General features: G+C 71.2%; 14 protein-coding genes. 12 read left to right on the top strand and 2 right to left on the bottom strand.

Annotated features, from left to right (window positions below; translation table 11 throughout):
• Positions 1 to 133 precede the first annotated feature (133 nt).
• The 5 genes from zwf (at position 134) to BM198_RS22925 (ending at position 5,088) form a co-directional block, all read left to right on the top strand.
• Positions 134 to 1,606: a glucose-6-phosphate dehydrogenase gene (gene zwf / locus BM198_RS22905; RefSeq protein ID WP_074972682.1), complete on the top strand. Its 1,473-nt coding sequence runs from the start codon at positions 134 to 136 to the stop codon at positions 1,604 to 1,606.
• Entirely contained in the window at positions 1,593 to 2,309 is a 717-nt protein-coding gene (pgl, locus tag BM198_RS22910; protein ID WP_074972684.1) for a 6-phosphogluconolactonase, read from the top strand. Before zwf ends, pgl begins: the two co-directional genes overlap by 14 nt.
• A gap of 90 nt (positions 2,310 to 2,399) precedes the next feature.
• Positions 2,400 to 3,038, top strand: a complete 639-nt coding sequence (locus BM198_RS22915) for a bifunctional 4-hydroxy-2-oxoglutarate aldolase/2-dehydro-3-deoxy-phosphogluconate aldolase (protein ID WP_044406639.1) — start codon at positions 2,400 to 2,402, stop codon at positions 3,036 to 3,038.
• Between the two features lie 20 nt (positions 3,039 to 3,058).
• Positions 3,059 to 4,681, top strand: coding sequence for an NADP-dependent glyceraldehyde-3-phosphate dehydrogenase (locus BM198_RS22920; protein ID WP_074972686.1), 1,623 nt, complete (start codon positions 3,059 to 3,061; stop codon positions 4,679 to 4,681).
• A complete protein-coding gene (locus tag BM198_RS22925; protein WP_074972688.1) occupies positions 4,681 to 5,088 on the top strand; it encodes a DUF4952 domain-containing protein in 408 nt (135 codons plus the stop codon). Before BM198_RS22920 ends, BM198_RS22925 begins: the two co-directional genes overlap by 1 nt.
• 466 nt (positions 5,089 to 5,554) lie before the next feature.
• On the opposite strand, the gene cra is transcribed toward BM198_RS22925, so the two are convergent.
• Positions 5,555 to 6,544, bottom strand: coding sequence for a catabolite repressor/activator (gene cra, locus BM198_RS22930; RefSeq protein ID WP_074972691.1), 990 nt, complete (start codon positions 6,542 to 6,544; stop codon positions 5,555 to 5,557).
• 257 nt (positions 6,545 to 6,801) lie between these two features.
• On the opposite strand from cra, the gene ptsP reads away from it, so the two are divergent.
• Genes ptsP through BM198_RS22945 form a run of 3 tightly spaced genes read left to right on the top strand, consistent with a single transcriptional unit; the run spans position 6,802 to position 12,349 of the window.
• Positions 6,802 to 9,669, top strand: coding sequence for a phosphoenolpyruvate--protein phosphotransferase (gene ptsP / locus BM198_RS22935; RefSeq protein WP_074972693.1), 2,868 nt, complete (start codon positions 6,802 to 6,804; stop codon positions 9,667 to 9,669).
• A complete protein-coding gene (gene pfkB / locus BM198_RS22940; protein WP_074972694.1) occupies positions 9,669 to 10,625 on the top strand; it encodes a 1-phosphofructokinase in 957 nt (318 codons plus the stop codon). The genes ptsP and pfkB overlap by 1 nt, the downstream gene beginning before the upstream one ends.
• Positions 10,622 to 12,349: a fructose-specific PTS transporter subunit EIIC gene (locus BM198_RS22945; protein ID WP_074972696.1), complete on the top strand. Its 1,728-nt coding sequence runs from the start codon at positions 10,622 to 10,624 to the stop codon at positions 12,347 to 12,349. Before pfkB ends, BM198_RS22945 begins: the two co-directional genes overlap by 4 nt.
• 18 nt (positions 12,350 to 12,367) lie before the next feature.
• Here the strand turns inward: BM198_RS22945 and BM198_RS22950 are convergent, their stop codons facing one another.
• Positions 12,368 to 13,312 carry a LysR family transcriptional regulator gene (locus BM198_RS22950; protein WP_044406553.1) on the bottom strand — a complete coding sequence of 315 codons (945 nt, stop codon included), beginning with the start codon at positions 13,310 to 13,312 and terminating at the stop codon, positions 12,368 to 12,370.
• A gap of 258 nt (positions 13,313 to 13,570) precedes the next feature.
• On the opposite strand from BM198_RS22950, the gene BM198_RS22955 reads away from it, so the two are divergent.
• Genes BM198_RS22955 through BM198_RS22970 form a run of 4 tightly spaced genes read left to right on the top strand, consistent with a single transcriptional unit; the run spans position 13,571 to position 18,294 of the window.
• Positions 13,571 to 15,019 carry an efflux transporter outer membrane subunit gene (locus BM198_RS22955; protein WP_139233693.1) on the top strand — a complete coding sequence of 483 codons (1,449 nt, stop codon included), beginning with the start codon at positions 13,571 to 13,573 and terminating at the stop codon, positions 15,017 to 15,019.
• Positions 15,019 to 17,202 carry an FUSC family protein gene (locus tag BM198_RS22960; protein WP_074972700.1) on the top strand — a complete coding sequence of 728 codons (2,184 nt, stop codon included), beginning with the start codon at positions 15,019 to 15,021 and terminating at the stop codon, positions 17,200 to 17,202. The genes BM198_RS22955 and BM198_RS22960 overlap by 1 nt, the downstream gene beginning before the upstream one ends.
• 4 nt (positions 17,203 to 17,206) lie before the next feature.
• Positions 17,207 to 17,407 (top strand): DUF1656 domain-containing protein, encoded by a 201-nt coding sequence (locus BM198_RS22965; protein ID WP_044406645.1) that lies wholly within the window; start codon positions 17,207 to 17,209, stop codon positions 17,405 to 17,407.
• Between the two features lie 11 nt (positions 17,408 to 17,418).
• The gene (locus BM198_RS22970) at positions 17,419 to 18,294 is read left to right on the top strand and encodes an efflux RND transporter periplasmic adaptor subunit (RefSeq protein ID WP_044406561.1); all 876 of its coding nucleotides are present in this window, start codon (positions 17,419 to 17,421) and stop codon (positions 18,292 to 18,294) included.
• Positions 18,295 to 18,875 lie beyond the last annotated feature (581 nt).

Here is an 18,875-nt window from a genome sequence, read left to right on the forward strand (position 1 = left end):
TACTGAGGGCCACAGTCGCCAGCCAGAGGTAACAGGGGCGTGACTAAATGTTGTGTTTATTACTACATTTTTTCTTGTGTTGCGAATTCTGGCGGTGTAAATCTCTCTCAACCTTGTAGAAGAACAAAACATCATGGCTGCCATCACTGTAGAACCCTGCACCTTTGCCCTGTTCGGCGCCCTTGGCGACCTGGCCCTGCGCAAGCTGTTCCCGGCGCTCTACCAGCTGGACCGCGCGGGGCTGCTGCACCCGCGCACCCGCATCCTCGCCCTGGCCCGTGAAAGCGACGAGAACGGCGCCCGCCAGGCCGCCATCGCCGAGCACCTGGAGCGCCACGTGCCCGAGCGCGAGATCGACCCCGACCAGGTGGTGCGCTTCATGGCGCGGCTGGAATACCTGTCGATGGACTTCTTCCTCCACGCCGAGGGCTACCGCGAGCTGGCCGAGCGGGTGGGGGCGGACGAGCCGCTGATCGCCTACTTCGCCACCCCGGCCTCGGTGTACGGCGCCATCTGCGAAGGCCTGGCCCAGGTGGGCCTGGTGCAGAACACCCGGGTGGTGCTGGAGAAACCCATCGGCCATGACCTGGAGTCCTCCCGGCGGATCAACGACGCCGTGGCGGTGCACTTCCCGGAGAGCCGCATCTACCGGATCGACCACTACCTGGGCAAGGAGACGGTGCAGAACCTGATCGCCCTGCGCTTCGCCAACAGCCTGTTCGAGACCCAGTGGAACCAGCACCACATCTCCCACGTGGAGATCACTGTGGCCGAGCAGGTGGGCATCGAAGGGCGCTGGGGCTATTTCGACGAGGCCGGCCAGCTGCGCGACATGGTGCAGAACCACCTGCTGCAGCTGCTCTGCCTGATCGCCATGGACCCGCCCAGCAACCTCTCCGCCGACAGCATCCGCGACGAGAAGGTCAAGGTGCTCAAGGCCCTGGCGCCCATCACCGCCGCCCAGGTGGCGCAGCAGGTGGTGCGCGGCCAGTACATCGCCGGCAGCAGCCAGGGCCGCGCGGTGCCGGGTTACCTGGAGGAAGAGAACGCCAACACCCACAGCGACACCGAGACCTTCGTCGCCCTGCGGGCCGACATCCGCAACTGGCGCTGGAGCGGCGTGCCGTTCTACCTGCGGACCGGCAAGCGCATGCCGCAGAAGCTGTCGCAGATCGTCATCCACTTCAAGGAACCGCCGCACTACATCTTCGCCCCCGAGCAGCGGCCGCTGATCAGCAACCGGCTGATCATCCGCCTGCAACCGGACGAAGGCATCTCCTTGCAGGTGATGACCAAGGAACAGGGCCTGGACAAGGGCATGCAGCTGCGCAGCGGCCCGCTGCAACTGAATTTCTCTGACACCTACCGCAGCGCGCGCATCCCCGATGCCTACGAGCGCCTGTTGCTGGAGGTGATGCAGGGCAACCAGAACCTCTTCGTGCGCAAGGACGAAATCGAATACGCCTGGCAGTGGTGCGACCAGCTCATCGAAGGCTGGAAGCAGCTGGGCGATGCCCCCAAACCCTATGCCGCCGGTACCTGGGGCCCGGTGGCCTCCATTGCATTGATCACCCGAGACGGAAGGAGCTGGTATGGCGATCTCTGACCTCCGATTCCCCCCGGCCGTGGAGCCGATAGCCCTGGCGGATGCCGCCGAGCTGGCCGGGCACCTGGCCCAGCGCGTGGCCGAGGCCCTGCGCGAGGCCCTGGCCACACGCGGCAGCGCCACCCTGGTGGTGTCCGGCGGGCGCAGCCCGGTGGCCTTCTTCGAACGCCTGGCGCAGGCGCGGCTGGACTGGTCCGCCGTGACCGTCGGCCTGGCCGACGAGCGCTGGGTGCCGGTGAGCCACCCGGACAGCAACGAAGGGCTGGTGCAGCGCCACCTGCTCCAGGGCGAAGCCGCCAAGGCCCGCTTCGTCGGCCTCTACCAGGCCGCCGCCACCCAGGAGGAGGCTGCGCGCCTGGCCGACCAGGCCCTGGAAGCGCTGCCGCAGCCCATCGACGTGCTGGTGCTGGGCATGGGCGAAGACGGCCACACCGCCTCGCTGTTCCCCGGCAGCCCGAACCTGGCCGAGGCCCTGGACCCGGCCTGCCGCGCCCGGTGCCTGGCGACCCGCGCACCCAGCGTGCCCCACCAGCGCCTGACGCTGCCCCTGGCCCTGCTGCAAGGCAGCCGCCTGACCCTGCTGGCCCTGCAAGGGCGCGGCAAGCTGGACACCCTGGCCGCCGCGCTGCAGGGCGAGGACGTGGCGGCCATGCCGATCCGCGCCTTCCTGCGCCGGCCGCTGTCGATCTACTGGTGCCCCTGAGGCTCCATCCGTCTCAAGGGCTCACGCAACGGGAGTAATGCCATGACCACCATCCACAAGCCGCGAACCGCCGTTCGCCGCGTGCCGAGCATGGCCGAGAAGGTGGAGATGATCGACCGGCTCTGCGCCGAGGCGCGCATCCTGCCGGTCATCACCATCGAAGACGAAGCCCACATCCTGCCGCTGGCCGACGCCCTGGCCGCTGGTGGCCTCAAGGTGCTGGAAGTGACCCTGCGCTCGGCCCACGGCCTGGGCGCCATCCGCCTGCTGCGGGCGCAGCGCCCGGACCTGCTGGTGGGCGCCGGCACCGTGCTGGACGAAGCGATGCTGGCCGAGGCCGAGGCCGCCGGTGCCCAGTTCCTCGTCAGCCCCGGCTGCACCGCCGAACTGCTCGATGCCGCGTTGCACAGCCCGCTGCCACTGCTGCCGGGCGTGGGCAGCGCCTCCGAGATCATGCTCGGCCACGCTCGTGGCTACCGGCGCTTCAAGCTGTTCCCGGCGGAGATCTGCGGCGGCGTCGCCGCGCTCAAGGCCTTCGGCGGCCCGTTCCCGGCGGTGCGCTTCTGCCCCACCGGCGGCGTGCGGCCGGACAACCTGGTCCAGTACATGGCCCAACCCAACGTCATGTGCGTGGGCGGCAGCTGGATGCTGGACAGCGCCTGGCAGCGTGCCGGCGACTGGGACCGCATCACCCGCACCACCGCCGAAGCCCTGGCCCTGCTGGCCTGAACCCCTACCCGGAGCGCGCCATGTCCCTGTTCACCGCCGAGACCCTGTTCCCCCACGCCGACCAGATTCCCGAGGCCTGGCGCCTGGGCGAGCCCGTCGAGCAACGCGACTACCTGGTGGATGGCGAACTGCGCCGCTGGGCCGGCCCCCTGGCCCCGGTGCGCAGCCCGGTCTACCTCAAGGGGCCGCAGGGCGAGGAGCAGGTGGTGCTCGGCAGCACCCCGCTGCTGGATGCCGAGGCCGCCCTGCAGGCGCTGGACGCCGCCGTGCGTGCCTACGACAAGGGGCAGGGCGCCTGGCCGACCCTGCGGGTGGCCGAGCGCATCGCCCACGTGGAACGCTTCCTGGCGCGCATGCGCGAGCAGCGCCAGGCGGTGGTGAAGCTGCTGATGTGGGAGATCGGCAAGAACCTCAAGGACTCCGAGAAGGAGTTCGACCGCACCTGCGACTACATCGTCGACACCATCGAGGCGCTCAAGGAGCTGGACCGCCGCTCCAGCCGCTTCGAGCTGGTGCAGGGCACCCTCGGACAGATCCGCCGCGTCCCCCTGGGCGTGGCGCTGTGCATGGGGCCGTACAACTACCCGCTGAATGAAACCTTCACCACGCTGATCCCGGCGCTGATCATGGGCAACACCGTGGTCTTCAAACCGGCCAAGTTCGGCGTGCTGCTGATGCGCCCGCTGCTGGAGGCGTTCCGCGACAGCTTCCCGCCCGGCGTCATCAACATCATCTACGGCAAGGGCCGCGAGACCGTCAGCGCCATCATGGCCAGCGGCAAGGTGGACGTGTTCGCCTTCATCGGCACCCACTCCGGCGCCGCCGACCTGAAGAAACTGCACCCGCGCCCGCACCGCTTGCGCGCCGCCCTCGGGCTGGATGCGAAGAACCCCGGCATCGTGCTGCCCCAGGTGGACCTGGACAACGCCGTGGAAGAGGCCGTCACCGGCGCGCTCTCGTTCAACGGCCAGCGCTGCACCGCACTGAAGATCCTCTTCGTCCACGAGGACGTGCTGGAACCCTTCCTCACCCGGTTCAGCGCGCGCCTGGCACGCCTGCGCCCCGGCATGCCCTGGGACGACGGCGTGGCCCTGACCCCGCTGCCGGAACCGGGCAAGGTGGACTACCTCGACGGCCTGCTGCGCGATGCCCTGGAGCAGGGCGCGCAGGTGGTCAACGAAGGCGGCGGCCGGCGTCACCAGAGCTTCTTCTACCCCGCGCTGCTGTGCCCGGTGACCCCGGCCATGCGGGTCTACCACGAGGAGCAGTTCGGCCCGCTGGTGCCGGTGGTGCCCTACCGCGACCTGCAGACGGTGATCGACTACGTGCTGGACTCCGACTACGGCCAGCAGCTGTCGATCTTCGGCAACGACCCCGCCGAAGTGGGGCGGCTGGTGGACACCTTCGCCAACCAGGTGGGGCGCATCAACATCAACGCCCAGTGCCAGCGCGGCCCGGACAGCTTCCCCTTCAACGGCCGCAAGAACTCCGCCGAAGGCACCCTGTCGGTGCATGACGCCCTGCGCACCTTCTCCATCCGCACCCTGGTGGCGACCCGCTTCAACGCGGACAACAAGGCGCTGGTCAGCCGCATCCTCGGCAACCGCGAATCCAGCTTCATCAGCACGGACTACATCTTCTGATGCGTCGCGGTGTGCTGCTGGCGGTGGCGCTGCTGCCGCTGCTGGCCTGGGGCGAGGAGCCGGGGTGCGGCGACTACCTGGCGGCCCTCGGCGTCAGCGCGCCCGGGTTGCAGTTCGACGGCTGCCGTCTGGAGGAGGGCGGCCAGCTGCGCCAGCGGGTGGCCGAGTACAGCATCCCCGGACGCGACGCCCGAGCGCTCGAAGCCCGGCTGGAACAGCGCTTCGGCATGCAGCCGCTGCGCTTCGTCTGCTGCGGCTGGGAGGCCCCGTCCGTCTACGCCCCCCATCCCGCCGGCCGGCCCTACGGCTACGAGATCGGCATGGGCTCCGGCGAAACCCTGGAAAAGGACTGGACCCGCATCGACCGCTTCCACGTCCGCGTCACCCTCTTCCTCGAAGAACCCTGACCGTCCGTAGCCTGGCTTCAGCCCAGGGTGCGGAGGTCGGGCGTTCCCGGACTGAAGTCCGGGCTACCCCGTGCTCGAACCCGCAGTCGTTTACCGGCACCCGTAGCCTGGGCTTCAGCCCAGGAAGCGGAGGTTGCGGCATTCCCCGGACTGAAGTCCGGGCTACCCCGTGCTCGAACCCGCAGTCGTTTACTGGCACCCGTAGCCTGGGCTTCAGCCCAGGAAGCGGAGGTTGTGGCACTCCCCGGACTGAAGTCCGGGCTACCCCGTGCTTGAACCCGCAGTCGTTTACCGGCACCCGTAGCCTGGGCTTCAGCCCAGGGAGCGGAGTTTGGGGCATGCCCCGGACTGAAGTCCGGGCTACCCAGCGCTCGAGCCCGCAGTCGTTTACCGGCCCCCGTAGCCTGGGCTTCAGCCCAGGGCGCGGAGGTTGGGGCATGCCCCGGACTGAAGTCCGAGCGACCTGTCAGCCGTTACGCCGCACATGCAATTGCCGTGGGACGGCGGTGACGCCGGGCTGGTAGTCCCCGGCGATGGCTCGCAGGGCCTGGGCCAGGACGGCATCGGCGATCAGTTCGTGCTGCTGGCGCATGGCGTTCACCGGCAGGGGCAGGAAGTCCAGCAACTGGGTGTCGCCGAAGGTGCCGACACGCAACGCCCGGGGCCAGGCGCCGCGCTCGCGCAGCACATCCAGCACCCCGGCCAGCAGCACATAGGCGGTGGTCACCAGGGCGTCCGGCAGGTGGGCCTGTTCGTCCAGCAGGGACTCCATCATCTGGCGCCCGCAGTCGCGGCTGAACTGCGCGCCCTGCATCACCCGCACCTCACCCGCGAACCCCTCCAGCGCCAGGCGGAAGCCCGCCTCCCGCTCGCGGCTGATGTTCAGCTCCGGGCGCGCGCCCAGCAGCGCCACCTGGCGCAGGCCGGGCGCCAGCAGGCTGTGGGTGAGCTGCTGGCTGGCCGGTCGGTCGTCGCTGACCACCGAGCCGAAGCGCGTCGGGTCCAGCACCCGGTCGACGCCGATCACCGGCAGCCCTTCGGCCAGCAGGTCGGCCAGGGTCGGGTCCTCGGGCGGCAGGCAACTGGCGACCACCAGCGCATCGCAGCGACGGGCGGCGAACAGCTCCAGCAACTGGCGCTCGCTGGCCGGGTCGTCGTCCGAGCTGGCGATCAGCACCTGGTAGCCCTGGGCACGCGCCCGCTGCTCCAGCAGCTTGGCCAGGCGCGCATAGCTGGGGTTCTCCAGGTCCGGGAGGATGAACCCCAGGGTGCGCGTCTGCCCCCGGCGCAAGCCGGCGGCCTGGGGGTCGGGGCGGAAGCCGTGGGCCTCCACCACCGCCTGCACCCGCGCCACCGTGGCGGGGGAGATGCGCTTCTGCTCGGCCTTGCCGTTGACCACGTAGCTGGCGGTGGTGAGGGAGACGCCGGCCAGGCGGGCGATGTCGCTGAGTTTCACGTTCGGGGTCCTCACTGGGGCGCGGCGGGCGGATGCACATTTCGTCCGCCGGGCACTTCAAGCGGCGAAGGATATCGGTTACCGTGCCGCCCACGCTTAGTGAAACGATTCAGCAAGGCCCTTGTCCAGATGTTTCCACGTCCTGCCTGGCGTGGTCACGGACCGCACGCACCTGCCCGGCGTGACGGAAGGCAGCACCTAAGCTGATGCAGATGGCACAACGACAAGAGGGCCCCGAGGCCCGTTTGGAGGCACGCATGCTCGAACTGACCCCCGGACAGGTGTCCATGGGCCTGGCCGCGACGGACAAGGCCGACGCCCTGCGCCAGGTGGCGCAGCGGCTGGTGGCGGACGGCCTGGCCGCCGACGGCTACCTGGCTGCGCTGGAGGCCCGCGAAGCGCAGGGCTCCACCTGCCTCGGCCAGGGCATCGCGATTCCCCACGGCACCCCCGAGACCCGCCACCTGGTGCACGCCACCGGCGTACGCCTGCTGCATTTCCCCGGCGGCGTGGAGTGGGGCGATGGCCAGCGCGTGTACCTGGCCATCGGCATCGCCGCCAAGTCCGACGAGCACCTGCGCCTGCTGCAACTGCTGACCCGCGCCCTCGGCGAGGGCGAACTGGGCGAGGCCCTGCGCGCGGCCGAGAGCCCCGAGGCGATCCTCCAACTGCTCCAGGGCGCCCCCCGTGACCTGGCGCTGGACGACCAGTTGATCGCCCTCGGCAGCGAGGCCGAAGACCTCGACGAACTGGCCCTGCAAGGCGCCCGCCTGCTGCGCCGCGCCGGGTGCGTCGACAAGGGCTTTGCGGCAGCCCTGCTGCAGCGTGAGCCGCTGCCCCTGGGCGACGGCCTCTGGTGGCTGGACACCGACCAGGCCGTGGAGCGGCCAGGCCTGGCCTTTGTCGCCCCGGCGGCGGCCCTGCAGTACCAGGGCCAGCCCCTGGCCGGCCTGTTCTGCCTGGCGAGCCTGGGGGATGCCCACCAGGCGCTGCTGGAGCGCCTGTGCAGCCTGCTGGTGGAGGGGCGCGGTGGCGAGATCGTGCACGCCGTCTCCAGCCGTGCGCTGCTGGAAACCCTCGGCGGTGACTCCATCGCCGACTGGCCGAGCCTGCGCGTGCCCCTGGCCAACGCCCACGGCCTGCATGCCCGCCCCGCCAAGGAGCTGGCCCAGGCGGCCAAGGCCTTTGCCGGGGAGATCCGCATCCGTGTCGCCGACAGCGGCCAGCCTGCCGTCAGCGCCCGCAGCCTGAGCAAACTGCTGGCGCTGGGCGTGCGCCGAGGGCAGGTGCTGGAGCTGCTGGCCGAACCGGCGATCGCCGACGAGGCCCTGCCGGCCCTGCGCGACGCCATCCTGGCCGGCCTCGGCGAAACCGTGGAGCCGCTGGACGCAGCGCGACCCGAGGCGCCCTCGGAAGCGCCTGAGGCGCCCGTCGCCGCGCCCACCGCACCGCAGCCCGGCGAGGTGCTGGCGGCCGTGTCGGCGTCCCCCGGCATCGCCATCGGCCCGGCCCATGTCCGCGTGGCGCGGGCCTTCGACTACCCGGCCCGGGGCGAGTCCCCGGCGCAGGAGCGCCAGCGCCTGGAGCAGGCCCTGGCCCAGGTGCGGGGCGAGATCGAGGCGCTGGTGACGCGCAGCGAGGTCAAGGCCATCCGCGAGATCTTCGTCACCCATCTGGAAATGCTTGCCGACCCCTCCCTGGTGGAGGACGTGGACGCGCGCCTGGCCCGTGGCGAGAGTGCCGCCGCCGCCTGGAATGCGGTCATCGGCGAGGCGGCCCGGCAGCAGGAAGCCCTGCAGGATGCCTTGCTGGCCGAGCGTGCCGCCGACCTGCGCGACGTCGGCCGGCGCGTGCTGGCCCAGTTGTGCGGCGTGGAGGAGGTGCCCGAGCCCCGCGAGCCCTACGTGCTGGTGCTGGACGAAATGGCCCCCTCGGACGTGGCCCGCCTGGACCGCGAGCGGGTCGCCGGCATCCTCACCGCCCGGGGCGGCGCCACCTCCCACAGCGCCATCGTCGCGCGAGCGCTGGGCATCCCGGCGCTGGTGGGCGCGGGGGCGCGGGTGCTGGCCCTGGCGCCGGGCGCCATGCTGCTGCTGGACGGCGGGCGAGGGCGCCTGGTGGTGGAACCCGAGGCAGCGCTGCTGGAGCGTGCCCGCCAGGAGCGCAGCGAACGCGAGCGCCTGCTGCGCGAGGCCGAGGCCCACAAGCTGGAGCCGGCGGTGACCCGCGACGGCCATGCAGTGGAGGTCTGCGCCAACCTGGGCGACGCCCAGGGCGCGGCGGCGGCCGTGGCCCAGGGGGCCGAAGGCATCGGCCTGCTGCGCACCGAATTCATCTTCATGGCCCACGCCCAGGCTCCCGACCTGGCCACCCAGGAGGCCGACTACCGCCGCGTGTTCGACGCCCTGGACGGGCGCCCGCTGGTGGCGCGGACCCTCGACGTGGGCGGCGACAAGCCCTTGCCCTACTGGCCCATCCCCACCGAGGAGAACCCCTTCCTCGGCCTGCGCGGCGTGCGCCTGACCCTGCAGCGCCCGAAGGTGATGCGCACCCAGCTGCGCGCACTGCTGCAGGCCGCCGAGGACCGGCCGCTGCGCATCATGTTCCCCATGGTCGGCAGCGTCGGCGAGTGGCGCCAGGCGCGGGACATGGCCCGTGAGCTACTGGGCGAGCTGCCCCATGCCGACGTGCAGCTGGGGATCATGGTGGAGGTGCCGTCCGCCGCCCTGCTGGCGCCGGTGCTGGCCCGCGAGGTGGACTTCTTCAGCATCGGCACCAACGACCTGACCCAGTACGCCCTGGCCATCGACCGTGGCCACCCGACCCTTTCCGCCCAGGCCGATGGGCTGCACCCGGCTGTGCTGCAACTGATCGACATGACCGTGCGCGCCGCCCATGCCCACGGCAAGTGGGTCGGGGTGTGCGGCGAACTGGCCTCCGACCCGCTGGCGGTGCCGCTGCTGGTGGGGCTGGGGGTGGACGAGCTGAGCGTGTCCGCGCGCAGCATTGCGGAAATCAAGGCGCGCATCCGCGCCATGAGCCAGGCGGCCGCCCAGGAGCTGGCCGCCGTGGCCCTGCAGGCCGAAAGCGCCGAAGCCGTGCGCGAACTGGCGGAGCGATTCTGATGGCACGCATCCTCACCCTGACCCTCAACCCCGCGCTGGACCTCACCCTGCGCCTGCGCCAGCTGGTGCCGGGCGCAGTGAACCGGGGCGATGCCCTGGTGGCCCATGCCGCCGGCAAGGGCCTCAACGTGGCCCAGGTGCTGGCCGACCTCGGCCACAGCCTGTCGGTGGCCGGCTTCCTCGGTGCCGACAATGCCCAGCCGTTCGAGGCGCTGTTCGCCCGGCGCGGCTTCCACGATGCCTTCGTCCGCGTCGACGGGGAGACCCGCAGCAACCTCAAGCTGGCTGAGGACGACGGCCGCATCACCGACATCAACGGCCCCGGCCCCGAAGTCGACGCGGCCGCCAGGGCCGCGCTGCTGGAGCGGCTGGACCGTCTGGTGCCGGGCCACGACCTGGTGGTGGTGGCCGGCAGCCTGCCCCGGGGCGTGGACCCGGACTGGCTGCGGACGTTGCTGCAGCGCCTGCGCGGGCTCGGTGCCCGGGTGGCGCTGGACACCAGCGGCGCGGCACTGCGTGCCGGGCTCGACTCCGCGCCCTGGCTGGTGAAACCGAACCAGGAGGAGCTGGCGGACGCCTGCGGCCACCCCCTGGATGACGCCGCCGCCCAGGCCCTGGAGGCCCAGCGCCTGCACGCGATGGGCATCGAGCACCTGGTGCTGTCCCTGGGCGCCGACGGGGTGCGCTGGTTCAACCCGGGCGGGGTGCTGGCGGCCCGTCCGCCCAGGGTGCAGGTGGCGAGCACCGTCGGCGCCGGGGATTCGCTGCTGGCCGGCATGCTGCACGGCCTGCTCAGCGGCTGGTCGCCGCAGCAGACCCTGCGCCACGCCACCGCCATTGCCGCCCAGGCCGTCACCCAGATCGGTTTCGGCATTCACGACCGGGCCCAGCTGGCCGCGCTGGAAGGCGCCGTCACCCTGGTCGATGCCCCCGCACAGCACGAGGTCTCCCGATGAAACTCGCCCTAGTCACGGCGTGCCCCAACGGGGCCGTCACCAGCCTGATCAGCGCCCGCCTGCTGGACGCCGCCGCCCGCCGCCTGGGCTGGAGCACCTGCGTGGAGATGCCCGGCGGGGCGCCGCTGTCCGCCACCGACCTGGCCGCCGCCGACTGGGTGCTGGTGGTGGCCACCGGCGAGGTGGACCTGTCGCGCTTCAGCGGCAAGCGGGTGTTCCTCTCCAGCCCGGTGGAGGCGCTGCAGGCGCCCGAGCACTTCCTGCGCCGCGCCGAGGCCCGCGCGGCCCTGCGCGAGCCCTCCGAGGTCGGCGCCCGCGTCCAGCGTCCGCGCCTGGTGGCGGTGACCGCCTGCCCGACCGGGGTGGCGCACACCTTCATGGCCGCCGAGGCCCTCAAGCAGGCCGCCCAGCGCCTGGGCTACGACCTGCTGGTGGAAACCCAGGGGTCGGTGGGCGCCCGTGATCCGCTGCCGGCGGACGCCATCGCCCGCGCCGACGTGGTGCTGCTGGCCACCGACATCGAGGTGGACCTGGCGCGCTTCGCCGGCAAGCGGGTCTACCGCTGCGGCACCGGCGTGGCCCTCAAACAGGCCGAGGCGACCCTGGAGCGCGCCCTGGCCGAAGCCCGCGAGTTGCAGGCGGAGGCCTCCTCCGGCCCTGCACCGCGTGCGGCGGAGAAGGGCGGCGAGGCCAAGGGCCTGTACAAGCACCTGCTCACCGGTGTGTCCTTCATGCTGCCGATGGTGGTGGCGGGGGGCCTGCTGATCGCCCTGTCCTTCGTCTTCGGCATCGAGGCGTTCAAGGAGCAGGGCACCCTGGCCGCCGCGCTGATGCAGATCGGCGGCGACACCGCCTTCAAGCTGATGGTGCCGCTGCTGGCCGGCTACATCGCCTATTCCATCGCCGACCGGCCGGGCCTGGCGCCGGGGATGATCGGCGGGCTGCTGGCCGGCACCCTGGGGGCGGGCTTCATCGGCGGCATCGTCGCCGGCTTCATCGCCGGCTACTGCGCCCGCGCCATCAACCGCTGGCTGCACCTGCCGCAGAGCCTGGAGGCGCTGAAGCCGATCCTGATCATCCCGCTGCTGGCGAGCCTGGTGACCGGGCTGGTGATGATCTACGTGGTGGGCACGCCGGTGGCCGGCATGCTCGCCGCGCTGACCCGCTTCCTCGACGGCATGGGCGCCACCAACGCCATCCTCCTCGGCGTGCTGCTGGGCGGGATGATGTGCGTGGACCTGGGCGGGCCGATCAACAAGGCGGCCTACGCCTTCTCGGTGGGCCTGCTGGCGTCCCAGAGCTACGCGCCGATGGCCGCCACCATGGCCGCCGGCATGGTGCCGCCCATCGGCCTGGGACTGGCCTGCCTGCTGGCGCGGCGCAAGTTCGCCCAGAGCGAGCGGGAGGCGGGCAAGGCGGCGCTGGTGCTGGGGCTGTGCTTCATCTCCGAGGGGGCGATTCCCTTCGCGGCCAAGGACCCGCTGCGGGTCATCCCGGCCAGCATCGCCGGCGGTGCGCTCACCGGGGCGCTGTCCATGTACTTCGGCTGCAAGCTGATGGCGCCCCACGGCGGGCTGTTCGTGCTGCTCATCCCCAACGCCATCAACCACGTGCTGCCGTACCTGCTCGCCATCGTCGCCGGCAGCCTGCTCACCGCCGTGCTCTACGCCCTGCTCAAGCCCGCCGCCGCGCCGGACCTGGTGCTGGAGAAGGCGGGCGCCTGAGCCCGTCGCCCGCGCCGCTCAACCGGCGCGGGCGCGAATCCCGGCCAGCTCCACCTCGTCGGCCTGCAGCGCGTCGGGCAGGGTCTCGCGCAGGTAGGTCACCCAGGTCTTGATCTTCGCGTCCAGGTACTGGCGCGAGGGGTAGAGCGCGTAGATGTTCAGGCACTGTAGGCGGTAGTGGGGCAGCACCGGCACCAGGGAGCCGTCGCGCAGCCCGTCCATGGCCGAGTACAGCGGCAGGACGCCGATGCCCATGCCGGAGCGGATGGCCTCGGTCATGGCATCGCCCACGTTCACCTGGAAGCTGGGGTTGCCGAGGGTGATCATCTGTTCGCCGTCGGGGCCGACGAAGTGCCAGCGGTCGAAGGGCATCACCGGGCTGATCAGCAGCAGGCACTCGTGCTGGGCCAGGTCCGCCGGGGTGCGCGGTGCGCCACGCTCGGCGATGTAGCCGGGGGAGGCGCAGAGGATGCTGTAGGTGGCGCCGATGCGCTGGGACACCAGCCCCGAGTCGGGCAGCTCGGTGGCGACCACGATGGCCACGTCCAGCCCTTCGTCCAGCAGGTCCGGCACCCGGTTGGCCAGGGTCAGGTCGAAGCTCACGTCGGGGTACTGCTGGCGGTAGCCGGCCATGGCGCGGATCACGTAGTGCTGGCCGATGCCGGTCATGGAGTGCACCCGCAGCCGCCCGGCCGGGCGCGCATGGGCGTCGCCGGCCTCCGCTTCGGCTTCTTCCACGTAGGCGAGGATCTGCTGGCAGCGCAGCAGGTAGCGCTGGCCGGCCTCGGTCAGGGCGATGCGCCGGGTGGTGCGGTTGAGCAGGCGCGCCTTCAGGTGGCCTTCCAGGTGGGCCACGGCGCGGGAGATGTTGGCGGTGGTGGTGCCCAGCTGCTGGGCGGCGGCGGTGAAGCTGCCGGTGTCGGCGACGCAGCTGAAGGCGCGCATGGTCTGCAGGGTGTCCATGGGGCGGCTCGGGGTGAGGGCTGGGGGCGCCATTATCACGCGGCCGGGCCGGCGGATTGTTACTGATCCGGTAATAGTCATTCACCGAATGCCCCGCTTATGCCGGTGCGGGCCGATCCCTAGAATCTGCTCCACCGGGCCCCCGTCGGTGCCCGCTCTCCGCTCCAATCCAGCCACACCATCCCAGGACACCCCACCGTGCCGCGTCGTCTCGCCAGAGGACTGAGGTCCGCCAGCGCCGTTGTCATTTTTTCAACAATGGCCGGTTGCCTTTCCACCCAGGGCATCGCCCCCTCCGAACAACGCCTGGCCCCCGACCACCTGCAGCTGGATGCCGCCATCGCCCAGGCCGGGCAGGATGCCGGCTGGCCCCGGCAGCGCTGGTGGCAGGCCTTCGGCGACCCGCAGCTGGACGCCTGGGTCGACCAGGCCCTGGCCGGCAGCCCGAGCCTGGCCGAGGCCCGCGCGCGGGTGCGCATGGCCGCCTCCCTGGCCGGCGCCGCCGAGGCGGTGGAGTCGCCCCAGGTCGACGCCAAGGCGTCCCTCAGCCGCCACCGCTGGCCCACGGACTATTTCTACGGCCCTGGCGAGCTGGCCCGCACCACCACCTGGAACAACGATGCCGCCCTGGGGCTGAGCTATGCCTTCGACTTCTGGGGGCGCGAATCCAGCATCGCCGAGCGTTACCAGGACCTCGCCCGCATGAGCGCCGCCCAGGCGCGCATGGCCCAGCTGGAGCTGGAGGGCAACGTGGTGCGCGCCTACGTGCAGCTGTCCCTGCAGTACGCCGAGCGGGACATCGTCCAGGCGCTGCTGGACCAGCAGCAGGCCATTCTCGACCTGGCCCGGCGGCGCCTGGGCGGGGGCCTCGGCACCCAGTTCGAGGTGAGCCAGGCCGAGGTGCCCCTGCCGGAGACCCGCCGCCGCCTGGAAGCGGTGGAGGAGGCCATCGCCCTCAGCCGCAACCAACTGGCGGCCCTGGCCGGCAAAGGGCCCGGTGCGGCGGCCGAGCTGCGCCGCCCGAGCCTGTCCCTGGCGGCCCAGCCGGGCCTGCCGGCGCGCCTGCCGGTGGAGCTGCTGGGGCACCGCCCGGACCTGGTGGCCAGCCGCTGGCAGGTGGCCGCCGAAGCCCGCGGGGTAGACGCGGCAGAAGCCGACTTCTACCCCAACGTCGACCTGGTGGCGAGCGTCGGCTACAACGCTGTGGGCGGCGGCATGCTGGAGTTCCTCCAGGAGCAGAAATTCAACTACGGCATCGGCCCGGCGCTGTCCTTGCCGATCTTCGACGGTGGCCGGCGCCGGGCCCTGCTGGGCGAAGCCTCGGCGTCCTACGACGCGGCCGTGGCGCGCTACAACGGCACCCTGGTGCAGGCCCTGCGGGACGTGTCCGACCAACTCATCCGCGTGCGCAGCCTGGCCCGCCAGCAGCAGCTGGCCGATGACTCGGTGGCTGCCGCGCAGCACACCTACGAACTGGCCACACAGGCCTACCAGGGTGGGCTGACCGACTACCTCAACGTGCTCAACGCCCAGACCCGCCTGTTCCAGCAGCAGGAGGTGGCGCAGCAGGTCCACGCCGGTCGCCTGGCAGCCCACGCCGGCCTGGTGATCGCCCTCGGCGGCGGCCTGGGCGAGCCGGACCAGGCGCCGGACGACGCCCACCTGCTGCCCGAGCGGGTGCCGCTGCGCACCCCGGAGGCACGCTGATGGCCGCTTCCCACGGCGGCCTGCGCCTGCCGGATGCCGATGCCTGGCGCCGGGCCTTCTTCGAGTGGGCGCGCAGCGACGGCGTCACCTGGGTCTACATCGGCAAGGTGCTGCTGGCGGCGCTGGTCACCCTGTGGCTGGCCATGCGCCTGGAGCTGCCGCAGCCGAGCACGGCGACCATCACGGTGTTCATCGTCATGCAGCCGCAGAGCGGCCAGGTGTTGGCGAAGGGCTTCTACCGCATCCTCGGCAGCCTGGTGGGGCTGACGGTGATGGTGGCGTTGATCGCCCTGTTCGCCCAGGAGCGGGTGCTGTTCCTGCTGGTGTCCTCGCTGTGGATCGGCCTGTGCACCGTGGGCGCGACCCGCTACCGCGACTTCCGCTCCTACGCCTGCGTGCTGGCCGGCTACACCGCCACTCTCATCGGCCTGCCCGCCACCACCCACCCGGAGGCGGCATTCATGCAGGCGCTGTGGCGCATCCTGGAGATCGCCCTGGGCATCGGCTGCGCCAGCCTGGTGAGTGCGCTGATCCTCCCGCAGACCTCCAGCGCCGCCATGCGCAACGCCCTCTACCAGCGCTTCGGTGCCTTCGCCGCGTTCGTCCTGGAGCACCTGGACGGCGGCGACCGCCAGCGTTTCGAGGCGTCCAACGTGGCCTTCGCCAGCCAGGCGGTGGGGCTGGAGGCGCTGCGCAGCGCCACCGGCTTCGAGGACCCGCACATGCGCCTGCGCAGCGGTCGGCTGTCACGCCTGAACAGCGAGTTCATGGCCCTGACCACCCGCTACCACGCCCTGCACCAGCTGCTCGCACGGCTGCGGGCCCAGGGTGACGGCACGGTGCTGCAGGCCCTGGAGCCCTGCCTGGCCGGCGTACGCGAGGTGCTCGGGCCCTGGCGCGAACGCCCGCTCACCGACCAGGACGCCCTGGCCCTGGCCGAGCGCCTGGAAGACCGCCGCCAGCAGCTCAAGCAGCGCATCCGCGATGCCCGCGCCCGGCTGCTCGCCGCGGGTGCCGACGAGGCCCAGCGGCTGGACTTCGACACCGCCGCCGAACTGCTCTACCGCTTCGCCGATGAGCTGCAGGGCTACACCCGCACCCATGCGTCCCTGGCGTCCCACCGCCACGAGCGGGAGAACTGGAAACCGTCCTTCGCCGCCAAGGCCAGCTCCCTGGCGGCGCTGGTGGCCGGGGCGCGCACCGCGCTGATGGTGCTGGTGTTCGGCCTGTTCTGGATCGAGACCGCCTGGCCCAGCGGCAGCAGCTTCGTGCTCAACGCCGCCGCCGTGGCGGCACTGGTCTCGGCGGCGCCCAATCCGGCGCGGATGGCGATGCAGATGGCCATGGGCACGGTGCTGGCGGCCATCCTCGGTTTCACCGTGACCTTCTTCGTGCTGCCGCACCTGGACGGCTTCCCGCTGCTGGCCCTGGCGGTGGCGCCGGTGTTCGCCTTCGGCGCCTTCCTCTCGGTGCGCCCGCAGTGGGCGGGCTACGGCCTGGGGCTGCTGGTGTTCTTCAGCTTCGGCGCGATCCCGGCCAACCTCACGGTCTACGACCCGGGGCGCATGCTCAACGAGTACCTGGCGCTGATCCTCGCCCAGGCCCTGGCAGCGGTGGTCACGGCGGTGATCCTGCCGCCCACCAGTGCCTGGCTCTGGCGGCGCCTGGAGCGCGACCTGCGCCAGCGCGTGGTGCTGGCCACCAGCGAGCGCGGCGAACTGCTGCCGGCGGCGTTCGACAGCGGCACGCGGGACCTGCTCAACCAGGCCTACGGCGTCGCCAGCGGGCGGCCCGAGGTGCAGCGCGGCCTGCTGCGCTGGACCTTCCAGGTGCTGGAGGTGGGCCACGCGGTGCTGGAGCTGCGCCGCGAGCAGGCGCTGCTGCCGGCGGCGCCGTGCTACGCCGAGGACCAGCCCTGGCGCCAGGCCGTGCGGGCCATGGGCCGGGCCCTGGCGCGGCTGTTCATGAAACCGGGGCTGGGCAACCTGGAGCGGGCCCGGCTGGCGGTGGAACAGGCCATCGACGCCGTGCGCGCCACCGAGGAGCCCGGTGGCGCCGACTTCGAGCAGTCCCGCCTGCGCCGCGTGCTCAGCTACCTGCACTTCATCCGTACCTCCCTGCTGGACCCGCAGTCGCCCCTGCGCGGTTCCGCCCCTGCCGGAGCGCCTGCCCATGCTGCCTGACAGCCTGCCCCGCGAGATCGCCTTCCATGGCGTCTACATGCCGACCCTGACCCTGCTGTTCATCGCCACCGCGCTGGCCTGCTGGGCCTTGGACCGGGTGCTGGCCGCCGCCGGCCTGTACCGCTTCGCCTGGCACCCGGTGCTGTTCCGGGTGAGCCTGTTCGCCTGCCTGTTCGGCGGGCTTTCGTTGTTCGTCTACCGTTGATCGAGCCCACCATGACCCTCAAATCCGTCTTCAGCCTGCTGGCGACTCTTCTCGTCCTGCTCCTGGCCGTGTTCATCGGCCGCACCCTCTGGGTGAACTACATGGACAGCCCCTGGACCCGCGACGGCCGCGTGCGCGCCGACATCATCAACGTCGCGGCGGATGTGTCCGGCGTGGTGGTGGAGGTGCCGGTGGCCGACAACCAGCGGGTGAAGAAGGGCGACCTGCTGATGCGCATCGACCCCGAGCACTACCGCCTGGCGGTGAAACAGGCCGAAGCCCAAGTGAACGCCCGCAAGGCGGTGCTGGACATGCGCCGGCTCAGCGCCCACCGCCGCGCGGCGATGGACGAGCAGGTGGTCTCCCGCGAGAGCCTGGACGACGCCAGCAACACCGCGCTGGCCGCCGAGGCGGACTACCAGCAGGCCCAGGCCAACCTGGAGGCGGCCCGGCTGAACCTGGCCCGTACCGACGTGCGCGCGCCGGTGGACGGCTACGTGACCAACCTGACCGTGCACGCCGGCGACTACGCGCGCATCGGCGAGGCCAAGCTGGCGGTGGTGGACGAGGCGTCCTACTGGGTCTACGGCTACTTCGAGGAAACCAAGCTGCCGCACATCGCCGTGGGCGACCCGGCGGAGCTGCAACTGATGAGCGGCGAGCGCCTGGAAGGCCACGTGCAGAGCATCGCCCGCGCCATCTACGACCGCGACAACCCCCAGAGCCGCGAGCTGGTGGCCGACGTGAACCCCACCTTCAACTGGGTGCGCCTGGCCCAGCGGGTGCCGGTGCGCATCCACATCGACAAGGTGCCCGAGGGCGTACTCCTCGCCGCCGGCATCACCGCCACGGTGATCGTGCACCCGGCCAATGGCGCAAACCCGTAGGGGCGAATTCATCCGCCCAGAGGCGTGGGCGTGGGCGTGGTCGGCCGTAGCCCGGGCTTCAGCCCGGGGAGGGCGGTAGCCAGTGCATCACTTGGGCATTTCACCGGGAATGTCGGCGTGGCCCTGGGTTTGAAGCCCAGGCTACGAGGGCTGCGACCGAGACGGAAAGGTAAGCAATTTGTGAGCGCACGCTGCACTGTTGCCTGACTCCGAATGGCGGGGCGGGGCCAGTGCCCCTTCAGGAGGCCGAGTGGAATCGTCGTGGAAGGGGTTGAGCGACATGGATGTCGCGAGAGCGCTGCCGGGCCATGGATGGCCCGTCAGCGCGGGCCCCTGGAACGGCGATGTAGCGAGGGGACCCGACGCAGTCGGGCCGGATGCAGGGGCAAGTTTTTTGGTTCCTTTTCAACGATTGTGTACGGACCGGAGACATGGTGGACACATGTACGGGGACATGGTTGACGCATTATGGACTGCACTCAGGGTCATTCAGGTCAATGGTCCGAAGTAGTTGGTGGCAGAAGTACACATCGAACAAATGTTCGGCATCTGAGTGCGGACGTATTGCTATCACTTTCCCA

Source organism: Metapseudomonas otitidis, from assembly GCF_900111835.1.
Lineage (GTDB): Bacteria > Pseudomonadota > Gammaproteobacteria > Pseudomonadales > Pseudomonadaceae > Metapseudomonas > Metapseudomonas otitidis.